The sequence below is a fragment of the Paracoccus sp. J55 genome (assembly GCF_000513975.1).
Lineage (GTDB): Bacteria > Pseudomonadota > Alphaproteobacteria > Rhodobacterales > Rhodobacteraceae > Paracoccus.
On the sequence record NZ_AZVA01000009.1, the window covers coordinates 98140 to 118879 of the forward strand.

Annotated in this window: 22 protein-coding genes; 13 read left to right on the plus strand and 9 right to left on the minus strand. The window is 69.3% G+C overall.

Features of this window, described 5'->3' with window-relative positions:
• The first annotated feature begins 239 nt into the window (after positions 1–239).
• A complete protein-coding gene (locus PARJ55_RS21890) occupies positions 240–1172 on the plus strand; it encodes a LysR substrate-binding domain-containing protein (protein ID WP_028716573.1) in 933 nt (310 codons plus the stop codon).
• A 9-nt stretch (positions 1173–1181) separates the two neighbouring features.
• Here PARJ55_RS21890 and PARJ55_RS0110730 read toward each other — a convergent pair whose 3' ends face one another.
• Positions 1182–2213, minus strand: a complete 1032-nt coding sequence (locus tag PARJ55_RS0110730) for an L-idonate 5-dehydrogenase (RefSeq protein WP_028713043.1) — start codon at positions 2211–2213, stop codon at positions 1182–1184.
• A 7-nt stretch (positions 2214–2220) separates the two neighbouring features.
• The gene (locus PARJ55_RS0110735) at positions 2221–3168 is read right to left on the minus strand and encodes a 2-hydroxyacid dehydrogenase (RefSeq protein ID WP_028713044.1); all 948 of its coding nucleotides are present in this window, start codon (positions 3166–3168) and stop codon (positions 2221–2223) included.
• A gap of 122 nt (positions 3169–3290) precedes the next feature.
• Between PARJ55_RS0110735 and PARJ55_RS0110740 the strand changes: the two genes are divergently transcribed.
• Positions 3291–4082 (plus strand): SDR family oxidoreductase, encoded by a 792-nt coding sequence (locus PARJ55_RS0110740; RefSeq protein WP_028713045.1) that lies wholly within the window; start codon positions 3291–3293, stop codon positions 4080–4082.
• Between the two features lie 129 nt (positions 4083–4211).
• Positions 4212–5240, plus strand: a complete 1029-nt coding sequence (locus PARJ55_RS0110745; protein WP_232215693.1) for a LacI family DNA-binding transcriptional regulator — start codon at positions 4212–4214, stop codon at positions 5238–5240.
• Between the two features lie 35 nt (positions 5241–5275).
• Here the strand turns inward: PARJ55_RS0110745 and PARJ55_RS0110750 are convergent, their stop codons facing one another.
• Entirely contained in the window at positions 5276–5950 is a 675-nt protein-coding gene (locus PARJ55_RS0110750; RefSeq protein ID WP_028713047.1) for a 4-carboxy-4-hydroxy-2-oxoadipate aldolase/oxaloacetate decarboxylase, read from the minus strand.
• A gap of 222 nt (positions 5951–6172) precedes the next feature.
• On the opposite strand from PARJ55_RS0110750, the gene PARJ55_RS0110755 reads away from it, so the two are divergent.
• From PARJ55_RS0110755 to PARJ55_RS0110795, 9 genes are all read left to right on the plus strand, one after another.
• Positions 6173–6586 carry an acetyl-CoA carboxylase biotin carboxyl carrier protein subunit gene (locus PARJ55_RS0110755; protein ID WP_028713048.1) on the plus strand — a complete coding sequence of 138 codons (414 nt, stop codon included), beginning with the start codon at positions 6173–6175 and terminating at the stop codon, positions 6584–6586.
• Positions 6586–7956 (plus strand): acetyl-CoA carboxylase biotin carboxylase subunit, encoded by a 1371-nt coding sequence (accC, locus tag PARJ55_RS0110760; RefSeq protein WP_028713049.1) that lies wholly within the window; start codon positions 6586–6588, stop codon positions 7954–7956. The genes PARJ55_RS0110755 and accC overlap by 1 nt, the downstream gene beginning before the upstream one ends.
• Entirely contained in the window at positions 7949–8593 is a 645-nt protein-coding gene (gene pxpB, locus PARJ55_RS0110765) for a 5-oxoprolinase subunit PxpB (protein WP_028713050.1), read from the plus strand. The genes accC and pxpB overlap by 8 nt, the downstream gene beginning before the upstream one ends.
• Positions 8590–9564 carry a biotin-dependent carboxyltransferase family protein gene (locus PARJ55_RS0110770; RefSeq protein WP_028713051.1) on the plus strand — a complete coding sequence of 325 codons (975 nt, stop codon included), beginning with the start codon at positions 8590–8592 and terminating at the stop codon, positions 9562–9564. Before pxpB ends, PARJ55_RS0110770 begins: the two co-directional genes overlap by 4 nt.
• Positions 9564–9962: a hypothetical protein gene (locus tag PARJ55_RS0110775; RefSeq protein ID WP_028713052.1), complete on the plus strand. Its 399-nt coding sequence runs from the start codon at positions 9564–9566 to the stop codon at positions 9960–9962. The genes PARJ55_RS0110770 and PARJ55_RS0110775 overlap by 1 nt, the downstream gene beginning before the upstream one ends.
• The gene (locus PARJ55_RS0110780) at positions 9959–10723 is read left to right on the plus strand and encodes a LamB/YcsF family protein (protein WP_028713053.1); all 765 of its coding nucleotides are present in this window, start codon (positions 9959–9961) and stop codon (positions 10721–10723) included. The genes PARJ55_RS0110775 and PARJ55_RS0110780 overlap by 4 nt, the downstream gene beginning before the upstream one ends.
• A 34-nt stretch (positions 10724–10757) precedes the next feature.
• Positions 10758–11531: an SDR family oxidoreductase gene (locus tag PARJ55_RS0110785; protein ID WP_028713054.1), complete on the plus strand. Its 774-nt coding sequence runs from the start codon at positions 10758–10760 to the stop codon at positions 11529–11531.
• A 48-nt stretch (positions 11532–11579) separates the two neighbouring features.
• The gene (locus PARJ55_RS0110790) at positions 11580–12788 is read left to right on the plus strand and encodes an aspartate transaminase (protein ID WP_028713055.1); all 1209 of its coding nucleotides are present in this window, start codon (positions 11580–11582) and stop codon (positions 12786–12788) included.
• A gap of 267 nt (positions 12789–13055) precedes the next feature.
• On the plus strand, positions 13056–13244 hold the full coding sequence (locus tag PARJ55_RS0110795; RefSeq protein WP_028713056.1) for a hypothetical protein: 189 nt from the start codon (positions 13056–13058) through the stop codon (positions 13242–13244).
• Between the two features lie 222 nt (positions 13245–13466).
• Here the strand turns inward: PARJ55_RS0110795 and PARJ55_RS0110800 are convergent, their stop codons facing one another.
• The 6 genes from PARJ55_RS0110800 to PARJ55_RS0110825 all read right to left on the minus strand — a co-directional run bounded on the left by PARJ55_RS0110800 (position 13467) and on the right by PARJ55_RS0110825 (position 19591).
• Complete coding sequence (locus tag PARJ55_RS0110800) at positions 13467–14393, minus strand: LysR family transcriptional regulator (RefSeq protein WP_028713057.1); 927 nt, start codon at positions 14391–14393, stop codon at positions 13467–13469.
• A gap of 61 nt (positions 14394–14454) precedes the next feature.
• On the minus strand, positions 14455–15276 hold the full coding sequence (locus tag PARJ55_RS0110805; protein ID WP_028713058.1) for a sugar phosphate isomerase/epimerase: 822 nt from the start codon (positions 15274–15276) through the stop codon (positions 14455–14457).
• 7 nt (positions 15277–15283) lie between these two features.
• Positions 15284–15895 carry an NIPSNAP family protein gene (locus PARJ55_RS0110810; protein ID WP_028713059.1) on the minus strand — a complete coding sequence of 204 codons (612 nt, stop codon included), beginning with the start codon at positions 15893–15895 and terminating at the stop codon, positions 15284–15286.
• Positions 15892–17625, minus strand: a complete 1734-nt coding sequence (locus PARJ55_RS0110815) for an FAD-dependent oxidoreductase (RefSeq protein WP_028713060.1) — start codon at positions 17623–17625, stop codon at positions 15892–15894. Before PARJ55_RS0110815 ends, PARJ55_RS0110810 begins: the two co-directional genes overlap by 4 nt.
• A gap of 38 nt (positions 17626–17663) precedes the next feature.
• Entirely contained in the window at positions 17664–18500 is an 837-nt protein-coding gene (locus PARJ55_RS0110820) for an IclR family transcriptional regulator (RefSeq protein WP_028713061.1), read from the minus strand.
• Positions 18497–19591: a Gfo/Idh/MocA family protein gene (locus PARJ55_RS0110825; RefSeq protein WP_028713062.1), complete on the minus strand. Its 1095-nt coding sequence runs from the start codon at positions 19589–19591 to the stop codon at positions 18497–18499. The genes PARJ55_RS0110820 and PARJ55_RS0110825 overlap by 4 nt, the downstream gene beginning before the upstream one ends.
• 259 nt (positions 19592–19850) lie before the next feature.
• On the opposite strand from PARJ55_RS0110825, the gene PARJ55_RS0110830 reads away from it, so the two are divergent.
• Positions 19851–20666 carry a shikimate dehydrogenase gene (locus tag PARJ55_RS0110830; protein ID WP_028713063.1) on the plus strand — a complete coding sequence of 272 codons (816 nt, stop codon included), beginning with the start codon at positions 19851–19853 and terminating at the stop codon, positions 20664–20666.
• Positions 20667–20740: the final 74 nt, after the last annotated feature.

Here is a 20740-nt window from a genome sequence, read left to right on the forward strand (position 1 = left end):
TCTCCCTATCTTGGCACTTACCGCAAGCGAGCCGGACCAACGGCATATCGCTGCGGAGCGGCTGTTTTGCAGTTTTGTGACCGTTGCACCTGCTACCCTAGCCGACAGGCCGGTCGTCGCGAAAAGAACAGTTCGGTCTGACATGATCGCGAATGCTTATACATCGGTGCGCAAAGGGCATGGACCAAATAGAATGACCGGCGGGAACCGGCAGAATCGTGCTTTAAGGACGTGCTATCATGGACATACGCAGGCTTTACGCCTTCATGAAGATCGTGGACATCGGTAGCATCACCCGCGCCTCGGCGATCCTGCACATCGCCCAGCCGGCGCTGAGCCAGCAGATCGCCGCGCTGGAAACCCATTTCGGCAAGCCGCTGCTGCTGCGCTCGAAGCGCGGCGTCATCCCGACCGAGGCGGGCAAGGTCCTGTATCGCCATTGCCAGATGATCATCCGGCAGATGAACCAGGCCGAGCAGGACATCGCCACCTCCTCCGAGGAGATTACCGGCGCGGTCAGCGTCGTGTTCGCGCCGCTGGGCCTCGGCTCGCTGGTGGCGACGCAGCTGATGCGGACCATCCGCGAAAAGCATCCGGGCATCCTGCTTTATGCCAATGAGGCAGTCGGCGGCGGCGTGATCAGCGAACAGATCATGACCGGTAAGACGGACATCGCGCTGATCTTCGATCCCGGCAAGATCCCCAGCCTCAGCTTCGAGCCGATCTCGACGGAAGAGCTGTATTTCGTCGGAACGCAGATCGCCGAGCCGGAGGATGGCGAGATCTCGTTCGCAGAAGCCGTGTCCCAGCCGCTGATCCTGCCGAGCCCGATCCATACCGTCCGCCAGGTGATCGAAACGACGCTGTCGCGCGTCGGGAGCAGCGCCCAAGTGGTCGCCGAGACAGAGTCGATTTCCTATCTGTCGAACGCGCTGGCCGAGGGGCTGGGCTGCACCATCCTGCCCGCATCGGCGGCGCAGGCCGTGCTGCGCCGCGTCCCCGATGCCCGAAGCTACCGCATCCGGCGCCCCAACATGAAAGTCGCGATGGCGATCTGCGTCTCGGCCCAGCTGCCGCTTTCGGAAGCGGCCGCCGTGGTGCGCGATCATCTGGTGCGGCTGGCAACAGAGGCAGCGCGTTCCTCGGCGGCCTCCGGTTCAGGCCAAGGCTGACGTCTCGGCTCAGGCGAAGAGGATCTGCGCCTTGATCGCCGCCGAACGGTCCGAGGCCAGCCGGAACGCCGTTTCGGCCTCGTCCAGGGCGATTTCGTGGGTGATCAGCGGCTTGACGTCGATCCGGCCCGCCAGCATGGCCTGGACGCCGGTCGCGAATTCCGGGTGGAACCGGAAGGAACCGCGCAGGTCCAGCTCCTTGGCGGTGATCGCCGTCATCGGCAGCGGCATGTCACCGCCCAGCCCAAGCTGGACGACCACGCCGCGCGGCCGCATGGCCGCGATGGCCGGCGCGATGGCCGCGGCAACACCCGTGCATTCGAACAGCACGTCGAAACTGCCCTTGCCGGCGGCAAAGGGCGACAGACCGTCGGGCGCCGCGCCGGTGTTGACGACCGCGTCCGCACCGCATTCCCGCGCCATCGCCAGCGTGAAATCCGACAGGTCCGTGGCGACGATCTCGCCCGCGCCCGCCAGCCGCGCCGACAGGATCGACAACAGGCCGATGGGCCCGCAGCCGGTGACCAGCACGCGCTTGCCCAGCAACTCGCCCGCCCGGCGCGCGGCGTGCAGCGTGACCGCCAGAGGCTCGGCCATCGCCGCCTCGCCCGGCGTCAGGCCGTTGGCCAGCACGCATTGCGCGGCATCCGCCACCAGTTCCTGCCGGAACGCGCCCTGGATATGCGGGAACGGCATGGCCGAGCCATAGAAGCGCATGTTCTCGCAATGGTTGGGCAGCCCCTCGCGGCAATAGCCGCAATCACCGCAGGGGCGCGAGGGCGAGACGGCGACCAGATCGCCGGGAACGAGCCCCGCCACGTCCGGCGCGCATTCGACCACATGGCCGGAGACCTCATGGCCCAGGATCATCGGCTCGCGCAGCCGCACCGCCCCGAAGCCGCCGTGGTTGTAGTAATGCAGGTCCGATCCGCAGACCCCGCCGGCCGCAAGGCGGATGCGCACCTGTCCCGGGCCAAGCGCCTCGGGCTCGCGTTCCTCGATGCGCAGATCCTTGGCGGCGTGGATGACAATCGCTTTCATGACGGCCTCAGACAACCGGGGTAAGCAGGGGCTGGCCGGCGAAATGCGCCGCCAGGTTGTTGCGGACCAGTTCGCCCATCGCCTTGCGCGTCTCGACGGTGCCCGAGGCCTGATGCGGCTGCAGGAGCACGTTCGGCAGCTCCAGGAAGCGCGGGTCGATCTGGGGTTCGTTATCGAAAACATCCAGCGCCGCCGCGCCCAGCCGGCCGTCTTGCAACGCGGCGATCAGCGCCGCCTCGTCTATGTTGGACGCACGCGAGACATTGACCAGCACGCCCTCGGGACCAAGTGCCTCGATCACCTCGCTATTGACGATGTGCCGGGTCTGGCCCGAGGCCGCCAGGGCGACGAACAGGAACTCCGAATGCCGCGCCAGCGCAACCGGATCGGCGATGAAGGTCAGATCGGCGGCATAGTCCTTGGCCGCGACGTCGGAATAGGCGATATCCATGCCAAAGCCGCGCAAACGCTGCGCGATCTCGAAGCCGATCCGGCCCAGCCCCAGGATACCGGCCTTCCTGCCCCAGATGCGGCGCTGCAGCGGATAATTGCCCTTGGCCGCCCAGTTGCCGCTGCGCACCCAGGCTTCGGCGCCGACGATGCCGCGCGCGACGGCCAGCATCATCGCGACACCCAGATCGGCCACGTCCCCGGTCAGCACGTCGGGCGTGTTCGTCACCCGGATCCCCCGCTCGCGGCAGGCTTCCAGATCGACCGCGTCGAAGCCCACGCCATAGACCGAGATCAGTTCGAGATTCGGGCAGGCCTCGATGATCTTGCGACTGGCGCCCAGTTCGCCGCGGGTGGCGATGGCCCGCACCTCGGCACCGCATTCGGCCAGGAAGGCCTCCTTGTCCGCGGCCTCGAAATAGCGACGCAGGTCGTAATCCGCCTTCAGCGGAACTTCGTCCCATTCGGGATAGGCCCCCATCTGCAGGACCACCGGCTTGCTCATCGTGTTCTCCATTATGGTGCGGGATTTTCCGGTCGCCCTTTCAGCGGGCCCTTGACTCGGATAGTTATCGATAACAAAACACGAGTCGAACGGATTTGTCGAGACCCAAACGGAGGAACGGGATGGCCAGGACGAATGGATTTGTTGAAAGCCTGTTCGGGCTGGCGGGCCGCCGCGCGCTGGTGACGGGGTCGTCGCAGGGCATCGGCCATGCGCTGGCACGGGGACTGGCGAAAAGCGGCGCCGCAGTGGTGCTGAACGGCCGGGATCCAAAACGGCTGGAGGAGGCGCGCGCCGCATTGCAGGCGGAACTGCCCGGGGCCGAGATCCGGGCCCTGCCCTTCGACGTGACCCGCCATGACGAGGTCCGCGCCGCCATCGACGGTTTCGAAGCTTCGGCCGGTCCCATCGACATCCTGGTCAACAATGCCGGCATGCAATATCGCACGCCGCTCGAGGATTTCCCGGCCGACCGGTTCGAGGCCCTGCTGCAGACCAATATCGCCTCGGTCTTTCACGTCGGGCAGGCGGTGGCGCGGCACATGATCCGGCGCGGGCGCGGCAAGATCGTCAACATCTGCTCGGTCCAGACCGCATTGGCGCGGCCGGGCATCGCCCCCTATACCGCCACCAAGGGCGCCGTCGGCAACCTGACCAAGGGCATGGCGACGGACTGGGCCCGCCACGGGCTGCAATGCAACGCCATCGCGCCGGGATATTTCGACACGCCGCTGAACGCCGCGCTGGTCGCGGACCCCGATTTCTCGGCCTGGCTGGAAAAGCGCACCCCTGCCGGGCGCTGGGGCCTGGTCGAGGAACTGGTGGGGGCCTGCGTCTTTCTGTCCTCGGACGCATCGAGCTTCGTGAACGGGCACACGCTCTATGTGGACGGGGCGATCAGTGTCTCGCTCTAGGCTTGCGTCATCCCGCCATGCCGGGCGGGCGGCGGACGGCCTGCCGCGGCATCCTGTCCCATGCCGCCGGGGTGTTGTGGCCGCATCCCGCAGCGTCTAGCCTGCCTTTCGGCAGGGGCATGTGGCGGCATGAGCAGGGACGGATTTCACAGCGGAACCGTGAAGATGGCGGATATCGCCAAGGCAGTCGGCGTTTCCGCGATGACCGTCTCGCGCGCGTTTCGCGGCGACGAGGGCGTCAACCCGCAGACACGCGCCCGGATTCTGGCCAAGGCCGAGGAACTGGGCTATGTCTTCGACGCGACCGCCGCCAGCCTCCGGCAGAACCGCTCCGGCTTCGTGGCGGTCACCGTGCCCTCGATCAACAACGCGAATTTCGCGGAAACCGTGCGGCAGCTCTCGCGCGGGCTGTCGCGGAACGGCTTGCAGATCCTGCTGGCCAATACCGAATACGACCCCGAGGAAGAGGAAAGGCTGATCGGCCAGCTGCTGCGCCGCAAGCCCGAGGCGCTCGTCCTGACCGTGGGCGACTACACGCGCAGGACGCGGCAGATGCTGCGCGCGACACGGATCCCGGTGATCGAAATCTGGGACCTGCCCGCCCAGCCGATCCGGCATGTCGTGGGCTTTTCCAACACCGCCTGCATCGGCCGGCTGGTGGATCACCTGGTCGCCTCGGGCTATCGCAACATCGCCTTCATCGGTGGTGAATCGCCGCGCGATCCGCGCGGCGGCCAGCGCCGCAGCGGCTTTGTCGAGGCGATGCGCCGCCACGGGCTGGACGACACGCGGCTGGTTCCCGCCGGCACCGCCCCGGTCGGCATGGCCGAAGGGGCGCAGGCGCTCGGGGCCTTGCTGGACAGCCAGCCAGGGACCCGGGCAGTCGTCTGCGTCTCGGATCTGGTGGCTTTCGGGGTGATCTCGGAATGCCAGAGGCGGGGCATCGGCATCCCCGGCGACCTGGCGGTGGCCGGCTTCGGCAATTACGAGATCGGCAGGATCAGCGTGCCCCGCCTGACCACGATCGATGTCCATGCCGGCAGCATCGGCAGCAAGGCCGCGGATCTGATCGTCGCCCTGCTGCGGCAGGATTCCGACGCGGCGCCGGCCCGGATCGAAATCCAGACCGACCTGATCGTGCGGGAATCATCGGCCTGACGGCCCCCGCGTCCCGGGGACGCGGGACGGCCTCGTCAAAGATCGGTGGTCGGGCCCTTGGCCTTCAGCACCGCCTCAAGATTGCAGACGTCGATCACCGTCCGGCCCGATTTGTAGGCCTCGATATAGCCGGCCTCGTCGGCTTCGCGCGCGGCGGATTTGCGCGCCACCTCGGCGGCATCCTCGCGGCGCACGACGACCAGACCGTCGGCATCGCCGCGGATCACGTCGCCCGGCCGCACCACCTGCCCGCCGATGACGATGTCGCCGTTGATCTGGCCCAGGGTTTCCTTGACCGTGCCCTTGATGCAGACGCTCAGCGAGAACACCGGCAGGCCCAGCCGGATCAGCTCCTGCGTGTCGCGCACCCCGGTATCGGTGACCACGCCGGCGATGCCCTTGGCCAGGCAGGCATTGGCCAGAACGTCGCCGAAGCAGCCCGCCTCCTCGTATTCCCCGGCCGAGACGATGACGACATCGCCGGGCTGGGCGTAATGGATCGCCAGCTGCAGCATGATGTTGTCGCGCGGCGCGCTTTGCACGGTGAAGGCGGGGCCGCAGACCGACATGGCGCGGTCCACGGGCTTCAGGCGCGAGCTCAGCGCGCCAAGCCGGCCCTGCGCCTCGTGAATCGTGGCGCTGCCGAATTTCGACAGGGCGGCCACATCCGCCGGCGCGGCACGTTCGATCCTGGTGATGATATGGGGCACGTCGTGCTTCTCCTTGCTGGAATGCCGCGGCCGGGGCCGGCGGTGATCGGCCGGCAGCATAGGAAGGACGCAGTCCCAGGCATAAGAGCGTCTGCATCTGATGTGATCGGGTTTCGCGATGCCCCTGCCCGGGTCATGCGAAACCGCTCTGACATCATTGCGAAGCGGCGGTGCTACCAATCGCAAGAGAACGCAACTTCGCACAGGGACGACGCCCTTCGCATGCCGATCACCATCGACTCCATCATCTCGGGGATGGAATGGGCCGCCGAAACCCATCTGGCCGAGTTCGCCTTTTCGGCCGAGGGGCACCGGATCACCATCCGCCGCGGCGCGGGCGACGCCCCTCTGCCCGCGCAACCCGCCATCGAGGCGGCGCAGGCCGCCCCGGCGGCGCCCGAGGCAGATGCCGTCACCGCCCCGCTGGCGGGCCTGTGCCACCTGCGCCCCGAATCCGGCGGGACGGCCTTTGTCGAGGTCGGCGCCCGCGTCGAGGCCGGCCAGACGATCTGCGTCATCGAGGCGATGAAGATGATGACCGCCATCCCCGCGCCCCAAGCAGGCACCGTCGAGGCCATCATGGTCGGAGACGGCGTGACGGTCGAGGCGGGCGCGCCGCTGATGAGGATCCGCTGATGGCCGCGATCGACATGGACTGCCTGCTGGTGGCCAACCGGGGCGAGATCGCCCTGCGCATCATCCGCGCCTGCCGCCGGCTTGGCCTGCGCGTCGTCTGCGCGCATTCCGAGGCGGATCGCGACGCCGCCTGGCTGCACCTGGCCGATCAGGCGATCTGCATCGGGCCCGCACCGGCCGCCAAGAGCTATCTGAACATCCCCGCGCTTCTGGCAGCCGCCGAGGCCAGCGGCGCGGGCCTGATCCATCCCGGCTATGGCTTCCTCTCCGAGCGCCCGGAATTCGCCGAGGCCGTCGAGGCCGCGGGCCGGCGGCTGGTCGGACCCGGCGCCCCGGTCATGCGGATGATGGGCGACAAGGTCGAGGCCAAGCGCGCCATGATCGCCGCCGGCGTGCCCTGCGTGCCCGGCCCGGACAGCGTGCTGCCAGACGATCCCGACGCCATCCGCCCGATCGCCGCCGGGATCGGCTATCCCGTCATCCTGAAGGCGGCCGGCGGCGGCGGCGGGCGCGGCATGCGCGTCGTGCGGACCGAATCCGAGCTGGCCGATGCCTTCATGGTCACCCGGCAAGAGGCCGGCCGCTTCTTCGGCAATGCCGACATCTATATCGAGAAATTCCTCGAAAGGCCGCGCCATGTGGAAATCCAGGTGCTTGCCGATGCACATGGACATGCGCTGTGGCTGGGCGACCGCGACTGCTCGATGCAGCGCCGCCACCAGAAGCTGATCGAAGAGGCCCCGGCGCCGGGCATCGACCGGGCACTGATCGCGGAAATCGGCGAACGCTGCGCCGCCTCCTGCCGCCGGATCGGCTATGTCGGCGCCGGCACCTTCGAATTCCTCTACGAGGACGGGCAGTTCTATTTCATCGAGATGAACACCCGCATCCAGGTCGAGCACCCGGTGACGGAAATGGTCACCGGGCTGGACATCCTGGCCATGCAGATCGACGTGGCGCGCGGCAAGCCGCTGCCGATCACCCAGGACCAGGTGCGCGCCCACGGCCATGCCATCGAATGCCGGATCAATGCCGAGGACCCGGACAGCTTCGCCCCCAGCCCCGGCCGGATCACGGCGATGCATATGCCCGGCGGGCCGGGCATCCGCGTGGATACCCATGTGGGCGCCGGTTCGGAGATCCCGGCGAGCTACGATTCGATGATCGGCAAGATCATCGCCCATGGCGCCGACCGCGACGAGGCGCTGGCCCGCGCCCGCACCGCGCTGGCCGAGGCGCGGGTGGAAGGCGTCTCGACCAATATCCCGCTGCACCGGCAGATGCTGGCAGAGCCCGGCTTCTCGGCCGGGGGGGTCAGCATCCACCATCTCGAACACTGGCTCGAAACCCGGAAATCCCGCCATGCCTGACGCGAAGCTTTCCATGATCGGCAGCCGGGCGGTGCTGTTCCAGCCCTCCTGCCCCTTCGACCTTGCCAACCAGCAGCGTATCTGGGCCGTCGCCGACGAGGCCGCCACCTGGAAGGGCGTGCGCGAAGCCGTGCCCGGCATGACCAATGTCACCCTGCTTCTGGACCATGTCCCGACCGAACTCGACCGGATCGAGAAGGACCTGACCGCGCTGTGGGAAAGCGGCATCCGCAAGCAGGTCGAGGGCCGGCTTCTGGCCATCGACATGGCCTATGACGGCCCGCATCTGGCCGAGGTGGCCGAGATGACCGGCCTGCCGGTGGACAAGGTGGTGCGCCTGCATGCCGCACCGGAATACACGGTCTATGCGGTCGGCAGCCATGCCGGCTATTGCTATCTGGGCGGCCTGGATCCCCGGCTGGAAACGCCGCGCCGCAAGGTGCCGCTGCCCCGGCTGCCGGGCGGGTCGCTGTCGCTGGCGGGGCTGCAGACCGGGGTCTCGGCCTCGGCGGGCCCCAGCGGCTGGAACACCATCGGCAGCACCGGCCTGTCCTTCTTCGACCCCGGCCGCAGCCCCGCCGCGCTGCTGCGGCCCGGCGACCGGATCCGCTTCAACCCCGTCGAGGTCAAGGCATGATCGAGGTTCTTTTCATTCCGCCGGGCGCGACGGTGCAGGACCTGGGACGCGACGGCTATTGGTCGCAGGGCCTTGGCCGCGCCGGGGTCATGGACGCCCTGTCGCATGGCATCGCCAACATGCTGCTGGGCAATGACGAGGATGCCGCGACGCTGGAAATCCCGCTGACGCCGGCACGGTTCCGGTTCCGGCAGGCCGGCGCCTTTGCGCTGGCGGGCGCGGCCTGCGGCGCGACGCTGGCCGGCCGCCCCCTGCCCCGGGTCTGGGCGGGCATGGCGGACGAGGGCGAGGTGCTGGAGCTTGGCCCGATGACATCGGGCGCCCGCACCTATCTGGCCCTGCCCGGCGGGATCGACGTGCCGGCGGTGCTGGGCTCGCGCAGCACGCAGCTGCGCGAAGGCTTCGGCGGGCTGGAAGGCCGCGTCCTTGCCACCGGCGACCTGCTGCGCGCCGCGGCGGATGCCGCGCCGCTGCCGCTTGCGGGGTTCAGCCTGACCATGCCCGCGCTGCGTGCCCCGGGGGTCGCAGAGATCGAATTGCGCGCCCTGCCCTCGGCCGAGCACGGGGATTTCGCCCCGGCCTCGCGCGAGGCGTTCTGGACCACGCCCTATGCGGTCAGCCAGCAAAGCAACCGCCAGGGCTATCGGCTGGAGGGCGAGCCGCTGGCCTATGCCGCGTCGGGCGAATTGCGCTCGCACGGGATCGCGCCGGGGATCGTGCAGGTGCCGGGCGGCGGGCAGCCGATCATCCAGCTGGCCGATTCCGCGACCATGGGCGGCTATCCCAAGATCGCGGCGGTCATCGAGCCTGACCTGTGGCGCATCGCGCAGGCGCGGCCGGGCGACCGCCTGCGCTTTCGCCGGGTGACACTGGCCGAGGCGGCCGAGGCCGCAAGGGCGCAGCAGGAAAGCCTGGCCGGACTCCGCGCCGAGCTGGAAGCGTTCCGCGTCCGGCAGGGGGGATGGCAGTGATGTTCGACAAGCAAGACCTTACCCGGCTTCTGGACGCGATGCGCGCGCATGGCGTCGGCACGCTGGAGATCGAGGGCGGGGACATGTTCCTGCGCCTGGTCCTGCCGGCCGGACCCGCACCGGCCGCCGCGGCCCGGACGCAGCCGGCGACGGCGACCGCCGCCGCGCGCAGCCCCGACATCGGCCGCTTCCTGCCGCGCGGCAGCGACGACGGCCTGCCCGCCCTTGCGCCCGGCGACGCGGTCCGCACCGGCGAGCTTCTGGGCTATGTCGCGCGAGGCGCCGTCCGCGCCGCCCTCACCGCCCCGGCGGATGGCACCATCGCGTCGCAGATCCCGGAACCCGGCACCCTGTTCGGCCACGGCGACACCGTCCTGACATTGGAGACCAAGCCATGATCATCGACATCAACTCGGACATGGGAGAGGGCTTCGGCCCCTATCGCATCGCCGATGACGAGGCGCTGATGGCGCAGATCAGCTCGGCCAACGTGGCCTGCGGCTACCATGCCGGCGATCCGGTCATCATGGACCGCACCATCCGGCTGGCCAAAGAGCATGGCGTCGATCTGGGCGCGCATGTCAGCTTTCCCGACCGCATGGGTTTCGGACGCCGCCGGATGGACATGGACCTGCCGGAACTGGAATGCCATGTGCTTTATCAGCTGGGCGCGCTGGCCGGGCTGGCGGGGCGCGCCGGGCATCGCATCACCCACATGAATCCGCATGGCGCGCTTGGCAATCTCGCCAGCTCCGATCCCGCCATCGCGGCGGCGGTGGCGCGCGCGACCATGGCCTTCGACCCCGAGATCGCCTTCCTGGTCCTGCCGGGCAGCGCCCTGGAAAAGGCCGCGCTGGAGATGGGCGGCAATGTGGTCCGCCTGTTCCTGGCCGACCGCGGCTATCTGGCCAGCGGCCAGCTTGCCCCCCGCAGCCAGCCGGGGGCGGTCATCCACGATGCCGAGCAGGTCGTGGCCCGCGTCATGCGGGTCATCCGCGACCGGCAGGTCGACACGGTGGACGGCCAGGTCATCCCGATGCCGGTGCAGTCCATCCTGGTCCATTCCGACACGGCAGGCGCGGTCGAACTGGCGCGGCGGCTGCGCGAAGGCATCACGGCGGGCGGCGCGACCATCGCCCCGCTGACCCGCCACATCTGACCCCCGGGCATTCATTAAGAAGAAAGACAGAACCATGGCATTTTCGGATTACAAGACGGCATTGGTGACGGGCGCCTCGGGCGGAATGGGCTGGGCGATCGCCGAGCGGCTGCGCGCCAAGGGGCTGACCGTCCACGCCTTGGCCCGCAACGCCGAAAAGCTGCAGGAACTGGCGGATCGATGCGGCGTCATCCCGCATGCGGTGGACGTTTCCGACACCGAGGCCGTGACCGCGCTGGTCAAGGATCTGGAAGTCGACGTGCTGGTGAACAATGCCGGCGTGTCGCGGCCGGGCAGCATCCTTACCTCCAGCGCCTTCGACATCGACGAGCAGATCGACGTCAACCTGCGCGCCGCCCTGCATCTGGCCCGGCTGCTGCTGCCCGGCATGATGGAACGCGACCGCGGCCATATCGTCAACATCACCTCGATGGCCGGGCATTACGAGTTCGGCGGCCATATCGCCTATCACGCCACCAAGGCGGCGATGCATACCGTCTCGCGCCAGTTGCGGGTCGATGCCTTCGGCCGCCGCGTCCGGGTGACCGAGATCAGCCCCGGCCGGGTCGAGACCGACATCTTCGCCAAGGTCGAGAAGATCGACCCCGCCGAGGCGAAACGCAAATATTACGAAGGCTTCGAGATGCCGCAGGTCTCGGACATCGCCGATGCCGTGGAATATGCGGTCGGGACGCCGCAATACGTCAACATCAACCTGATCGAGCTGCTGCCGACGCTGCAGGTCCCCGGCGGCCTGCGCACCGCAAAGCGCGTGGGCGACGACGTGATCCTGACCGGCAACAAGTAACGCGCCGCCCCGCCGGCATCCGAACAATCCGCACCGATGGAGATTGCCTTGAGCAACATCAAACTGGCCTCGCGCGTCACCAGCATCCGCGTCTCGCCCAGCACCGCCGCCGCGCAGAAGGTCCGCGACCTGCAGGCCGAGGGACGCAGGATCCTCAACCTCACCGTGGGCGAGCCCGATTTCGACACACCCGACCACATCAAGGCCGCCGCCATCCGGGCGATGGAAGGGGGCGAGACGAAATACACCTCGGTCAACGGCACGGTCGCGCTGCGCAAGGCCATCCAGCACGACTTCGCGACGCGGCTGAACATCGATTGCGAACTGAACGAGATCTGCGTCGGCGGCGGCGCCAAGCAGGTGCTGTTCGTGGCGCTGATGGCCACCGTCGAGCCCGGGGACGAGGTCATCGTCCCGGCGCCCTATTGGGTGTCCTATCCCGACATGGTCATCGCCAATGGCGGCACCCCGGTCGTCGTTCCCTGCGGCGAGGAGGTCGGCTTCAAGCTGACCCCCGACGCGCTGGAGGCCGCGATCACCGCCAACACCCGCTGGGTGATCCTGAACTCGCCCTCGAACCCCACCGGCGCCGCCTACAGCGCCGACGAGTTGCGGGCGCTGGGGCAGGTGCTGCTGCGCCATCCGCATGTGATGGTGCTCTGCGACGAGATCTACGACCGGATCTGGTTCGCCGATTTCGAACCCTGCAGCATCCTGACGGTCCTGCCCGAACTGAAGCCGCAGGCCCTGGTCGTCAACGGCGTCTCCAAGTCCTACGCCATGACCGGCTGGCGGATCGGCTACGGCGTCGGGCCGCTGGCGCTGATCGATGCGATCAACAAGCTGCAGTCGCAGATGTCGTCCTGCCCCTCCTCGATCAGCCAGGCAGCCGCCGCCGCGGCGCTGACCTCGGACCAGCATTCGGTCGACGAGGCCGTGGCGGTCTATCGCCAGCGGCGCGACCGCGCCCACGCGCTGATCAATGCCATCCCCGGCCTTTCCTGCCGCCTGCCGGACGGCGCCTTCTACCTCTATCCCAGCTGCGCGGGGCTGATCGGCAAGAAGACGCCGGACGGCAGGACGATCAGGAACGACCTGGATTTCAGCCTGTATCTTCTGGAAGCGGCAGGCGTCGCCTCGGTCCATGGCGGCGCATACGGGCTCGAACCCTATTTCCGCATCTCGACCGCGACCTCGATGGAGGTCATCGAAGAGGCCTGCGCCGCCATCGCCCGGGCCTGCGAAGCCCTGACCTGAGCGGCGGAAGGCAGCGGCCGGGCGCTTTCGGCGCCGGGAGCCATGGCCCGGCCCGCCGCCCCGCCCTGGACCCGCAAGCGCCGGAAGCCGGCCGGCCCGCGCTTTCAGCCTGCGGCCGGTGCGGGCGGGGCTTCGGCATGACACGCCATTCCGCGACCGGCCTGATTTCCTCCGATCCCTTGAAATTGTCTCATCGTCGCGGTGCCTGCACATCGCCGCGCCCACGCGGCAGGATCGGGCAAAGCAGACAGGAAGAGGAATCCGACGATGAAAGGCGATGACAAGCGCGGCGAGGCGCTCCGGGCATTCTTGATGGACTTGCTTCTGAGTTCGCCGCTGCTGCGGCCCGGACGCGAGCACGAGACGGCCCGGTCCTATCAGGACAAGGCCGCCGATTCTCATCCCGAGGTGGCGAGCGTGCTTCGCGAGGCCGCCAATCGCCTCCTTCACGGCTGATCCCCCCGGATCGCCCAATCCGAGGGGCGCATCGACGCCCGCAGCCAACCTGCCCAAGGCAGCGGATCGAGATCCGGGCTATCGGCGCGGCTCGATGACGAGCGCGCCCATTCCGGCCGCCCGGTCAAGGCTCATCCGGCTACGGGATGGCGCAAGCGGGGCCGTTCACCGGCCGCCGGACGGATGACCCGACCCGGCCGCCCTGCCCGCCCCGCCGCGCCTTCAGGGCACGGGCGCGTCCCAGCTTTCCCGCGCCACGGCAACCGCCAGCTCGCGGCGGAACCGGCCGATGGCATATTCGGCAAAGCTCGACAGCTGCCGGTCCTTTTTCGTCACCACCCAGGCGGTGATGCCGGCGCTTTCGGCCAGCGGGCGGCGCACCACCCCGGGCATATAGACCTCGGCCACCGAGAATTCGTCGATGATCGCCACCCCCAGCCGGTGGCGCACCAGGCTGACCACGGTCTGCGCGAAGCGGCCGCGCATGGAATAGCGCGGCTCGATCCCCGCGTCGCGGAACGGCTGGGCCAGGATCTCGCCATAGGGATCGGCGGGATCGACGCCGACAAAGGGCTCGCGCGCCAGATCATGCACCGAGATCACCGGCTTTTCCGCCAGCGGATGCCCCTCGGGGACGATGGCGACCAGCCGGCCATGCGCCAGCGGCGCGCTCGACAGCGCCGAATTGTCGATGGCCGAGCTCATCAGCACGAATTCGCCGCGTTCCAGCAGCAGGTAGTCCGAGGTCTCCTCGATCTTCAGGATGTTCAGGTCGATGAACAGGTCGGGAAAGCGCGTGCGGATGCCGCGGATCGCCCGCGCCGCGATGAATTGCGCGATCGAGGGCGCCGAGGCGAAGGACAGCCGCACGTCCTCGCCCTTGCGCAATGATGCGACGGCGGTGTTCAGGTTCTCCATCTGGCGATGGACCTGATGCACCATCTCGAAGATCGCCGCCGCCTCGGTCGAGGGCACGAACAGCCCCGCCTTGCGCTCGAACAGCCGGATGCCCAGCGATTCCTCGGTATGCTTGACCAGCCGGGAAATGCCGGGGGCCGAGACGTTCAACAGCTTGGCCGCGCCCTGGATGGTGCCGGCCATCATCACGGCGCGGATCACCTCGACCTGGCGGAGAGTCAGTTCCTTCATGCGCCGATCCTAGCCGGGAACGCGGCGGATTTCTTGCGGAAATTCGCTGCGCCGATGCGGTTCAGGCCCGGCCCGCCGCGCGCAGGATCGCCATGGTCGCGGCATGGGCCATGGCGGCGCGGCCAAGCGCATCGACCTTGCCGGCCAGGGCGCGATGCGGCACCTCGACGCTGACGGTGACGCCCTCCGGGATCGCCCGCGCCAAGCCGATCAGGTCGATGCCGCCCTGCCCCGGAAACAGCCGCTCGCCCCGCGCCACCCGGATCAGGCCCTCGTCGCTGGGGTCATAGGGCACGGCGCCGTCGCAGAGCTGGACATAGTTCACCCGATGGCGCGGCAGCGCCGCGATCTGCGCCGGGGTGGTGGCCGAGCGGTCGTAATGCAGCGCATCGACCAGCACGCCGCCGTTCGGCCGGCCGGCCGCCTCGACGATCCGCCACGCGGCGGTCAGGTCGGGCACGGCGGTCCAGGGCATGAATTCCAGGTCCGCCGTCAGCCCGTGCGGCGCGGCCAGCGCGCAGAAGCGCGCGAAGCTGTCGGTCAGCCGGCCAAGGTCCGCGTCATCGCCGGCGACAAGCACGTGGCGCGCCTCCAGCGCCTCGCAGCGGGCGCAGAACCGGGCGAAAAGATCCCAGTCGTTTTCCGGCTTCAGGCGCACGATCTCGACATCGCCGACCCGGATGCCGGTATCGGCCAGCGCCGCGCGCACCTCGGCCAGCAGCCGGTCGTCGGTCAGCAGCGGATAGTCCGGCTCGGCCCCCGGCGCGGCGGGCAGGATGCGCAACCCGACCATCTGGTAGCCGGTGGCGGCGGCGATGCGGACGGCCTCGGCGGGGCCGACCTCGAAAGTGGTCAGAAAGGCCAGCGAAAGCGGATGCGTCATCACAGCCTCACTTGAGCGGGGAGAAGCCGAGCGGCAGCGCGATCTGGCTGGTCATGTCGGGCGACAGCCAGTCCGGCCCGCCCTTGGGCGGCCATTTGCCGTCCGCGACCGATTTCGCCCGCGCCTCGCTGCGCGCAGCCAGGCTTTCATAGGGCCAGATCTGGGTCAGGCGCGGTTCGCCGTCCAGCCCGTACATGGCGACGGTCAGCTTCGAATAGACCTCGCGCTCCGGCACCGCCGCGCGCCATTTCTCCATGGTGGGCAGGATGCCGTTCACCCTGGTCCTGTAGGTCCGGAACTCGTAGACCGGGCCGAAGCTGCCGGGCTGGACCGGCGGCAGGAAGTCGAGCGCCCGATAGCTCTCCATCGACAGCCGCACCAGCTGCTCGGCGCAGCCGAAGGGGTTGTCCGAACGCAGGGCGCGCTCGCGCTCCTCATGAAGCTGCGCGAGGCTGTCGAAGGCACGCAGCACAAAGACCCGGTTTAGCGTGCCGATATCGGTGCCCCAGGCGCCGCACAGCCGGCCCTGCCCTTGCGCCGCCCAGGCCTCGATGCCCGGCGCGGCCTTGCCGGCGCCGAAGATCACCGTGTCGAGGGTGGCGAGTTCGTAATAGCTCATGACGTTTCCTCCTGTGAAAGCCCGGTCACGGGCAGGCCGGCCAGAACGCGGCCGGCGATATAGCCGAATGTCATGCCGGGCCCCAGCGTGATGCCGCCCGACGGGTAATGCCCGCCCATGACCGAGGCCATGTCGTTGCCCACGGCGTAAAGGCCGGGGATCGGCTGGCCGTCCCGGTCCAGCACCCGCGCCGCCGCATCGGTACTGACCCCGGCAAAGGTGCCGAGCGAGCCGGGCACGATCCTGACGGCGTAGAACGGCCCCCGCAGCAGCGGCCCCAGCGAGGGGTTCGGCCCCTGTTCCGCATCGCCCTGCACGCGGTTGTAGAGGCTTTCGCCGCGCTGGAAGTCGGGATCCTCGCCGCGTTGGGCATGGGCATTGAAGCGGGCCACGGTCTCGGCCAGCGCCACGCCGGGGATGGCGCAGGCGCGGGCCAGTTCCTCCAGCGTGCGGCCGCGCTTCAGATAGCCGCTGCGCAGCGCCGGCCCCAGCGGGAAGGGGAAGGGCTTGGACCAGCCCAGCCCCCAGCGGCGCTGCGCCTTGTGATCGGCGATCAGCCAGCAATGCGGCGGCTCGCCCGGCGGCGTGGCGGCGATCAGCGCCCGCATGAAATCGTGATAGCTGTCGGCCTCGCTGACGAAGCGCCGGCCCTGCGGCGTCACGGCGATGATGCCGGGCTTGGCGCGCTCGACCAGATGCGGGAAATGCGCGGGCGGGCCGTCCCGGCGCGGCACCAGCGACACCGGCGCCAGCGCGACGTTCGAGGCCAGCTCGCCATCGACGGCAGCCCCCACCCCCTCGGCCAGCCGCAGCCCGTCGCCGGTATTGGCGCGCGGCGCGGCCGAGAAATGCCCCGCCCCGCCGCCTGCCCGCGGGGCCAACGCCTCCAGCCGCGCCGGATCATGCGGGAAGCCGCCGGTCGCCAGCACCACGCCGCGCGCCGCCTCGACCAGCAATTCGCCCTGCGGCGTCGAAAGCCGCGCACCCGCGACGCGGCCGCCCTGCCGCTGCAGCGCCAAGACCGGCGCGCTGTCGAGCAGCACCACGCCCTTGTCCCGCGCCGAACGCAGCAGCCGCGCCACCAGCGCATTGCCGTTGACCAGCTGCATGCCGCGCCGGTGCAGCGCCAGGTCGCGCAGATGCCGCGCGATCCGCCCCGCCGCATATAGCGCCGAGCGCGGGCTGCGGCTGGCGCGGAAGAAATGCCGCATGTCGGCGCCGCTGGCGATGCCCATGCCCCAAAGGCTCGCCACGTCCAGCGGCGGGCGCAGCTTGCCGATCCAGCCGCCCAGCTCGCGCCCGTCATAGGGCATGGCCGTGACCGAACGCCCGCCTTTCGCGGCGCCCGGAGTCTCGTGGAAATCCGGGACCGCATTGCCGTCCACCCAGCGCATTGCCGTATGGTCCTGGAAGAAGGCCACCATCTCGGGGCCGTTCTCCAGAAACGCCTCCAGCCGCGGGTCGCTGGCGCGGTTGCCGAGTTCGCTGCGCAGGTATTCGCGGGGCGCTTCCGGCGGCTCGTCGATGCCGGCGGCCCGGGCCAAGGGATTGCGCGGGATCCACAGCCAGCCCCCCGACCAAGCCGAGGTGCCGCCAAAGACCGGCGCCTTCTCGGCCAGCACCACGCGCAGGCCGAAATGCGCCGCCGTGACCGCCGCCGCCAGCCCCGAGGCCCCCGAGCCAATGACCAGCACATCGCAGGCCAGCCTGCGTTCGGATGAAACGTCCATTCACTCCTGCCCGTCAGGGGCGCGAGCCGGGAAAAAGCCTATGCGCTTTTCCGCCCGTCCTCGGCATCGGCGTCGATTGCCCTGACATTTGCCTGAAAATACTTGGTTCCCGCGGCGGCGGCGCCCAGTTCCCCGGCCGCGGCCTGAAGGCGCGGCGCCAGTTCCGCCATCCGCTCGGGCGTCATGCGCACCGCCGGACCGGCGATGGACAGGCAGCCCAGCACCGGCCCGTCGCCGTGATAGCGCACCGGCACCGCCATGGCCGCCATGCCGGCGATATAGCTGTCCACCGCCGTGGCATAGCCGCGCGCCCGCGCCTCGGCCAGCTGCTGCAGCAGCAGGGAGATGCTGGTCGGCGCGTTCGGCCCCATGCCCTCGGCCTGGCGCAGCAGGCCCTGCGCGCCGACGCGCGCCAGCGCCTCGTCGTCGCTCATGCTGGCCAGCCAGGCCTTGCCGCCGGCCGAGCTGGCAAGGTGCACGACCACGCCCTGCTCCTGCCCCGGGTCATAGCGCAAGCCGCGCGTCGCGCCCTGCGCCACCGCCACCCAGATCAGCCGCTCGCCGTCGATCACCGACAGCCGGATCAGCTCGCCGCTGTCGGCGGCCAGCTGGTCCAGCACCGGCTGGGCGACATCGGTGATGCCGGCGCGGCCCATGAAGCCCAGGCCCAGGGCCGGCAGCTTGATGGTCAGCCCGTAGTCGCCGCCCGCCTGCAACTGCCGGACATAGCCCAGCCGCGCCAGTTCCTGCAGGGTGCGATGCACGCCGCTGGCCGGCTGTTCGGTCACCGCCGCGATGGTGGTGACCGGCAGGCCCATCGGGTGATCGACCAGAAGTTCGACGATGGCGAGGGCTTTTTCCAGAACGCTGCTCATGATCCGCTTCCGCTGTTGAAGGCGGTTTCAGGTTCGTGGTTCAGCGCCGAAAGGTCAACCGCGACGCGTTGCCCCGTCTCGGCCGCTGCGCGGATGGCGTCGAGCACGATCAGGTTGGCGGTGGCGTCGCGGGCCGAGACGCGCGGCGTCCCGCCATGACGCACCAGATCGGCGAAATGCGCCAGCTGCGCCTCATAGGGATCGCCGTGGCAGACGGGCAGCAGACGGGGTTGCAGCTCTTGCGTCCAGTCCGGCGCGCCGGGCGGCTGCCACAGCAGCAGGTCGGGCAGCGACAACCCCGCCCGGCTGCCGGCATAATGATGCGCCGGGACGCGATGCGCCGGAAACCGCGCCATGTTCTCTCCTGCCGTCAGGTCCCAGGCCCAGGGCCCGACCGCCGCGTCCGAGATGCACAGCGTCGCCAGCCCGCCCCCCGCAAAGCGCAGGCAGACCGCCGCCGTGTCCTCGACCGGGAAGCCGCGGCGGGCATGGCTGGCGATGGCCTGCACCTCGGCGATCTCGCCGAAGAAATGCCGCAGCAGGTCGATCTCGTGCACCAGGTTGATCAGCAGCGGCCCGCCCGCACCCTTGCTGCGCCGCCAGGGCGCCTGGAAATAATCGTCGGGCTTGGCCAGCGAACAGGTCACGGTCGCCATGACCAGATCGCCCAGCAGGCCGCCGCGGATAGCCTCATGCGCGGCGCGGATGATCGGATTGTGCCGGCGGTGATGGCCGACCAGCAGCGGCACGCCGGTCTCATCAGCCACCGCGATCAGCTGCCGCGCCGAATCGAGGCTTTCGGCCACCGGCTTTTCCAGCAGCACCGGGATGCCGGCGCGCAGCAACGCGGCCGAGACCGGCAGATGCGTTTCGTTCGGCGTCGCCACGATGGCGGCCTGCGCCAGACCCGAATCGATCAGCGCCGCCACGTCCGGCAGGCAGGGCACGCCCAGCGATTCGGCCAGCGCCCGGCCCGAGGGGGCGGGATCGACCAGCGCCGACAGCCGCAGCCCCGACAGGCGCGCCAGCGTGTCGATATGCGTGCGCCCGATGACTCCCGCACCAATGACGGCGACCGCGATCCGATCCATGGACATCCCTCCTTCCGACCTTCCCGGGCATCAAGCCAGAAGGAGTATCGGAAGTCAATTTTAATATTGAATGATATTCCACTTTCTGCGATCTTCCGCTTCGAACCGGAAGAGGCGCCGGAATCGCCCCCCGCGGCGCAGAGGCGCGAAAATCCAATGTTCCGCCCCTATCGTCCATTTCCTGACGGCGGGGCGCGTGATTGTTTCAAGGCGCGGCCAGGCCGGGGGCGCTGTCCGCAAGAGGGAAAGAGGAACCAGCATGGCCCAACCGCTGCGCATCGACGGAGAGACGGCATTCTTCCCGATCATCGGCCATCCGATCGGGCAGGTGAAATCGCCGGCATCGCTCAGCCAGATCATGGCGGATCGCGGCCATAACGGCATGGTGGTGCCGCTCCACGTCCTGCCCGAGGACGTGCCCGGCTGGCTGGCGCAGGCCGCGGCGGTCCAGAACTGTCCGGGCATCGTGGTGACGGTGCCGCACAAGGCGCCCTGCCTGGCCTTCTGCAGCCGCGTCACCGCGCGGGCGCGGGCCGCGGGCGCGGTGAACATCATGCTGCGCCGGGACGAGGGCTGGATCGGCGACGCGACCGACGGGCAGGGCTACATGGACGGCATCGCCGCGCAGGGCTTCGACGTCGCCGGCAAGCCGGCGCTGCTGGTCGGGACCGGCGGCGCCGGCTCGGCCATCGCCTACGAGATCCTGGCGCGCGGCGCCTCGGAACTGGCGCTGCACGACATCGACGCGGCGCGGCGCGACGCGCTGATCGCGCGGCTGGATGCTGCCTTTCCCGGCCGGATCCGCATCGGCGGCACCGATCCGCGCGGCTTTGCGCTGGTGGCGAATGCGACGCCGCTGGGCATGCGCGAAGGCGACCCGCTGCCGGTCGAGGCCGGGCTGCTGACCGCCGCGCAATTCGTCGCCGACGTGGTCACCCGCCCGGCCATCCCGCCGCTGATCGCCGCCGCGCGCGCCAGAGGCTGCGGCACGATGCCGGGCTCGGGCATGTTCGAGGCACAGGCGGTGCTGCTGGCCGAACTGCTGATGGGGGTCAGGCAGATCGCGCTGGACTGAACGGCACAGGGGCGCTGCATAACCGCCCGATTATGTATCTTTGCGCGTTTTGCAATGTTCGCGTGGAACGCGAC

Bases quoted from the DNA above. Each gene is read 5' to 3' on its own strand.
- PARJ55_RS21890 (WP_028716573.1), top strand. From the start codon at position 240: ATGGACATACGCAGGCTTTACGCCTTCATGAAGATCGTGGACATCGGT.
- PARJ55_RS0110730 (WP_028713043.1), bottom strand. From the start codon at position 2,213: ATGAAAGCGATTGTCATCCACGCCGCCAAGGATCTGCGCATCGAGGAA.
- PARJ55_RS0110735 (WP_028713044.1), bottom strand. From the start codon at position 3,168: ATGAGCAAGCCGGTGGTCCTGCAGATGGGGGCCTATCCCGAATGGGAC.
- PARJ55_RS0110740 (WP_028713045.1), top strand. From the start codon at position 3,291: ATGGCCAGGACGAATGGATTTGTTGAAAGCCTGTTCGGGCTGGCGGGC.
- PARJ55_RS0110745 (WP_232215693.1), top strand. From the start codon at position 4,212: ATGAGCAGGGACGGATTTCACAGCGGAACCGTGAAGATGGCGGATATC.
- PARJ55_RS0110755 (WP_028713048.1), top strand. From the start codon at position 6,173: ATGCCGATCACCATCGACTCCATCATCTCGGGGATGGAATGGGCCGCC.
- accC (WP_028713049.1), top strand. From the start codon at position 6,586: ATGGCCGCGATCGACATGGACTGCCTGCTGGTGGCCAACCGGGGCGAG.
- pxpB (WP_028713050.1), top strand. From the start codon at position 7,949: ATGCCTGACGCGAAGCTTTCCATGATCGGCAGCCGGGCGGTGCTGTTC.
- PARJ55_RS0110770 (WP_028713051.1), top strand. From the start codon at position 8,590: ATGATCGAGGTTCTTTTCATTCCGCCGGGCGCGACGGTGCAGGACCTG.
- PARJ55_RS0110775 (WP_028713052.1), top strand. From the start codon at position 9,564: ATGTTCGACAAGCAAGACCTTACCCGGCTTCTGGACGCGATGCGCGCG.
- PARJ55_RS0110780 (WP_028713053.1), top strand. From the start codon at position 9,959: ATGATCATCGACATCAACTCGGACATGGGAGAGGGCTTCGGCCCCTAT.
- PARJ55_RS0110785 (WP_028713054.1), top strand. From the start codon at position 10,758: ATGGCATTTTCGGATTACAAGACGGCATTGGTGACGGGCGCCTCGGGC.
- PARJ55_RS0110795 (WP_028713056.1), top strand. From the start codon at position 13,056: ATGAAAGGCGATGACAAGCGCGGCGAGGCGCTCCGGGCATTCTTGATG.
- PARJ55_RS0110800 (WP_028713057.1), bottom strand. From the start codon at position 14,393: ATGAAGGAACTGACTCTCCGCCAGGTCGAGGTGATCCGCGCCGTGATG.
- PARJ55_RS0110805 (WP_028713058.1), bottom strand. From the start codon at position 15,276: ATGACGCATCCGCTTTCGCTGGCCTTTCTGACCACTTTCGAGGTCGGC.
- PARJ55_RS0110810 (WP_028713059.1), bottom strand. From the start codon at position 15,895: ATGAGCTATTACGAACTCGCCACCCTCGACACGGTGATCTTCGGCGCC.
- PARJ55_RS0110815 (WP_028713060.1), bottom strand. From the start codon at position 17,625: ATGGACGTTTCATCCGAACGCAGGCTGGCCTGCGATGTGCTGGTCATT.
- PARJ55_RS0110820 (WP_028713061.1), bottom strand. From the start codon at position 18,500: ATGAGCAGCGTTCTGGAAAAAGCCCTCGCCATCGTCGAACTTCTGGTC.
- PARJ55_RS0110825 (WP_028713062.1), bottom strand. From the start codon at position 19,591: ATGGATCGGATCGCGGTCGCCGTCATTGGTGCGGGAGTCATCGGGCGC.
- PARJ55_RS0110830 (WP_028713063.1), top strand. From the start codon at position 19,851: ATGGCCCAACCGCTGCGCATCGACGGAGAGACGGCATTCTTCCCGATC.